Origin of the sequence: Streptomyces atratus, from assembly GCF_040655115.1 — a bacterium.
Classification (GTDB): domain Bacteria; phylum Actinomycetota; class Actinomycetes; order Streptomycetales; family Streptomycetaceae; genus Streptomyces; species Streptomyces atratus_D.
The window spans coordinates 1-4,396 of record NZ_JBFAJH010000121.1; the positions used below are offsets into that span (position 1 = coordinate 1).

General features: G+C 68.4%; 4 protein-coding genes. 2 read left to right on the plus strand and 2 right to left on the minus strand.

Annotated features, from left to right (window positions below; translation table 11 throughout):
* Window positions 1–516: 516 nt before the first annotated feature.
* A complete protein-coding gene (locus AB0I23_RS41190) occupies window positions 517–1,578 on the minus strand; it encodes an alpha/beta hydrolase (protein ID WP_359118370.1) in 1,062 nt (353 codons plus the stop codon).
* Window positions 1,579–1,602: 24 nt separating this feature from the next.
* Window positions 1,603–2,862, minus strand: a complete 1,260-nt coding sequence (locus tag AB0I23_RS41195) for an esterase/lipase family protein (RefSeq protein WP_359118371.1) — start codon at window positions 2,860–2,862, stop codon at window positions 1,603–1,605.
* Between the two features lie 256 nt (window positions 2,863–3,118).
* Here AB0I23_RS41195 and AB0I23_RS41200 point away from each other — a divergent pair, with 256 nt between their 5' ends.
* Both AB0I23_RS41200 and AB0I23_RS41960 read left to right on the plus strand, forming a co-directional pair.
* On the plus strand, window positions 3,119–3,874 hold the full coding sequence (locus tag AB0I23_RS41200; protein WP_359118372.1) for a hypothetical protein: 756 nt from the start codon (window positions 3,119–3,121) through the stop codon (window positions 3,872–3,874).
* Between the two features lie 268 nt (window positions 3,875–4,142).
* On the plus strand, window positions 4,143–4,385 hold the full coding sequence (locus tag AB0I23_RS41960) for a transposase (protein WP_436847082.1): 243 nt from the start codon (window positions 4,143–4,145) through the stop codon (window positions 4,383–4,385).
* The last annotated feature ends 11 nt before the right edge of the window (window positions 4,386–4,396 follow it).

A 4,396-nucleotide genomic window follows, 5' to 3' on the forward strand; every position in this document is an offset into this window, starting at 1 on the left:
CGGACCTCGCCGACATGCACGAGGGACTCGCCGACAACCCCGCGATCTGGGACCTCCAGGCCCGCTTCCCCCGCGTCTGACGAGCGGGTCCGGCGCTCCGGCAAGCGGACTGCTTGCCGGGTCTGCGGCGGTCTGCATGGGAATCGGAGCACGCAAGGCGTACGACAACTGACGGGGCCGGGCTTCCGGGTGTGTGCAGGCCGATCAGGCAATAGGTCGTCGGATGGTCCCACGTGCCGCCAACGACGCGCCCCGGGCTGCCTGCTTGCGCCAGGGGGCGGAGCATCGAGGCCGCCGCCACGACGCTCACCGAGCGCGGTCGGCCGTCGGCCGGAGGTCTGGGTTTCACGACTCCACCGGGCTGGATCCCGGTAGCAGTGAAGTCAGTTGTCGAGGGACGGCAGGTCTGCTTGACCACCCACCGCTCGGGTACTGGAAAGAACCCTTGGCTCCGTGATCGCGCCGGGCAACGTCAAGGTTGATACAGGTCCGCACGGGGTGGACGGCCCGGCTGCTTCACCGGCCCGCGGTGAGGGTGTCGAGGAGGGCGGCGGCGAACTCCTTGGGCTTGTCGATGTGGACGGCGTGGCCGGCGTCGGGGATGGCGGTTTCACGGACGGGGCCGCCCGCGGCGGCGTAGTGATCGAGTGCGTGGCGGGTCTGGGCGACCATGGGTTGGGCAGGGCAGTGGTAGGTGCCGGGCCAGCCGGGGACGGCGCCGAGTGCACCGAGGTGGGCGAGGTCGAAGAGCGAGGTGTCGGAGATGATGACGTCGTCGGTGCCGCGGATCCAGCCGATGGGCGGTTTGGGGTCGATCCGGTGCAGGTCGTCAATACGGAAGTGAGTGGGGGCCATGGCGTTGAGGACACCTCGGGGGCCGGGGGCGGTGCCGGGCCAGTGGTCGCTGGGACGGGTGTCGCCGGGGTAGTGGTCGTCTCCGGTGCGGGTGGAGAGCATGGCGTCGACGAAGGCGTCCTCGAGCGCGGGTCGGAGCGGCGGTTTGACGTAGCTGGAGGCAAGGACGGCGCGGGGGGAGAGTGGTGAGTCCTCGCTGCGGTCGCCTTCGACGAGGCGCTGGACGAATTCGGGGTTGACGGTGCCTGCGCCGGAGCCGGCGCCGTCGGGGTGGTTGAGCCGGCCGTTGGGGCCGTGGGTGCCGCCGAAGCCGTAGGGGGAGACGGGGTTGACGAGGGTGAGGCTGCGGACGGCAGCGGGGTGATCGCGGAGGTGTTGGAGAGCGATGCCACCGCCCATGCTCCAGCCGACGAGGTGGACGCGGTCGAGGGCGAGGGTGTCGCGCAGGGCGGCGAGGTCGTCGCTGTAGTCCCGGAGGCCGTGAGTGGCGTCAACAGGGAGGGGGTCGGTATCGCCGAAGCCGCGGAGGTCGACGGCGAGGGGGCGGTAGAGGTGGGGCAGGTCGAGCATGGTCTGCTGCCAGAAGGTGGCGGCGGACACGTTGCCGTGGACGAAGAGGACGGGTTCGCCGGTCCGGTCGGGGAGTTCGAGGAGGTTGAGGGTGAGCCGGGGGGTGGTGATGCGTCGAGCGTGGATGCCGGGGAGGAGTGCGGGCGGGGTCATGGTCCGTCCTTGGGAGTGGCAGGGTCAGCCGAGCCAGGCGGCGATCTGGGCGCAGGCGGAGGCGTGCCAGCCGAGTTGGAGGTGGTTGGCGGTGGTGATGAGCGCGGTGCCGGCAACGTTGGCGATGCCGGTGCGGTCGAGGGCACTGTTGACGAAGACCACGCCGTCGCTGGGGCCGCGGTTCTCGTTGTAGATGCCGAGGACATTGGGGGATCCGCCGGCGAGGAGGTAGGTGGCGACGGTGCCGGGGATGCCTGCGTTGTGGAGGGGAGTGATCAGGGAGCCGGCGTCGATGGCGGTCTGGATACCGCTGCCGGAGGTATAGATGCCCTGGCCACCGTGGTAGGTGGTGTACCAGTCCTGTTGGGTCATGTCGATGCCGTAGGTGGCGTCCCAGCGGGCGAGCATCTGGCGCTGTCCGGGATAGACGTCGTAGCCGTTGGTGGGGGCGAAGGCGAATTCAGGGTGGGCGGTGTAGGTGCCGTAGCAGGTCATGTAGAGGTGGGGCGAGGGGGCGTTGACGCTGCCGCCGCATTGAGGCCAGATGCTGAAGTCGTGGGCCCAGCCGTGGGCGTAGGGGTAGTCGTAGCCGCCGTTGGGGCCGCCGAGGGTGATGAGGCGGCGTACGTCTCCGGCGTAGGGGCGTCCCCAGCTGGGGCGCAGTGAGGAGACGTAGGCTCGGGTGGACATCTCCCCCTTGCTCCAGCCGACGAGGTCTACCTGGCTGACGCCGAGCCGGTCCTTGATGACGGCGATGGCGTCGCCGACCTGCTGGGCCTGCATCAGGTTGTCGCCCTGCTTATGGGCGAAGTTGACGGCGAAGACGCGGTAGCCGCGGGCGGCGAGGTACTGCATGAGTCCGGTGCTGGGGCAGGAGATGGTGCCGCAGCCGTAGCCACCGGCTTCGCCGGGGTTGGCCCAGGCGCGGTCGGCGTTGTCATTGGCGCCATGGACGAGGAGGACGGGAGTCGGGTGACTGCCGCTGTTCCAGCCGGGGGCGGAGTAGAGGAGGAAACGGCCGGAGTAGGGCTGCTTGACGCCGCTGAAGAAGGTGCGTCGCTGGCCGTCCTGGTCGCCACGGCCGTCCGGGGGGTACTGCTCGGAATGGAAACCGCTGGTGGTGTCGAGGTAGCGGTCGACGCGGTCCCAGCCGTTGGCGACGGTGGTGTAGGTGGCCTCGAGAGTGAGATAGGCGGGTGGGGCGGCGTGGGCCGGTGTGGTGGCTGCTCCTAGGCTCAGCAGAGTGAGAAGCAGGCCGAGCAGGGTGCTCTTTGCTCTGCGCATCGCGGCTCTCCCGTCCGGGTTGGGCTCGGTGGTCCAGGTCCGCCACGGTAGGGCGGTGCGGGAGGCCTCCCCATGGGGTGGTCAGCCATAGATGCGGGTCCAGGTGTGTGGTGTGGCCATGTGCTGGGGGATGCGTGGGCTCTGTTAGAAGCCGTTGCTCTATCGATCACGGTGAGCATTGGTTCGGGTACGGGGACTCGGTTGGGTAATTTCCGGCGTGGCGGGCATGAAGCCAGGGCCTCCGGAGTCTGCTTGGATGTCGGAGATGACGACGAGTTCCCCGGTTCCCCATGCAGACGACGCCGATTCCGACCGCCTGGCTACCCTGCTGAACCGTGCCGCCACCGGTCTGGACGGTCAGGCCTGGAGCGACCTGTGGACAGAGCTCTACCACAACGGGTCCCTCGAAGTCTCCCATCCGCTGGTACTGCCCGCGCTGATGGACATGGCCGAGGGTGACCACGCCGACACGGCGGCCGCGGCCCTCCACCTGGCCGGCGCCCTCCTTGCTCAGGCCGACCAGCGATACGAGACCCGGAAACTACGGCATCAGCACGCGCCCGAAGTCGGACGCCTGCTGGCCGCTTCGAACCGGTGGCGGCAGGCCACCGCCGACCGGAACGACTATTGCCATCTGCTCGAGGCGATCCTGAACCTGGAGGGCGACATCCACTGGGCAGAGGACCTGATCTGGGGCATCGTCAGCGAGGAATACGAGCTCGAGTGCCCTGATCCAGACGGCTGCGCGGCGGTATGGGTGACCATTGGTGAGCGGGGCCTCTTCAGCACGTCGGAGGACTACGCCCTCTCCGACGATGCCGAAACCCTCCCTCTCCATCCGGCCGCCCCCCGCGCCCTCGACGGCCTCGGCCGCCGCCTGTACGAGCTTGCCCTGTCGGACGGCCACGAGGATGTGGCGCACGCCCTGACCTATGCCTTCGGTGAGGCAACCTGCCCACAGTGCGAAAGGCGCTTCTCCATCGTCGGACAGGTCGTTGCTCGTTCGAGCTGACAAGCCGTTGTCTTTCCGATCACGCGGTCGTTCTTGATCGAACAAGTCCCTGGACCGGGGGAGTTGGCGGCCGTGCGTGTATGAAGGAAGGGCCTCTTGGTAACTCGCGGTTGTCGAAGCCAGCGAGAAGTAAGAGGCCCTGTTGTCGCAGTCCTATGTGGTCACGTGCATGGAGTCCAGCTCGTCCATCCGGGGGTGTGACTGTCTCGCCCACAGGTTCGGGAACGCGGCCGATCATCCGGACCGGGAGCCCCGTTACGGCTCGGACATGACGGACGCGGAGTGGGCGGTGGTCCGACAGGGGTTCCCGACGCCGGCGTGGATGGAGAGCCGGGGCGGCCGGCCGGAGGGCTATTGTCACCGCCAGACGCTCGATGCGATCCGCTATCTGGTCGACAACGGCATCAAGTGGCGGTCCATGCCTGCGGACTTCCCGCCGTTTCTGTGGAATATGAGTGAGTCAAGTCCCCGGGCGTATCGCTGGGGTTGTCACAAGGCGATCGCGCGGTAGCTCAGCGCCGC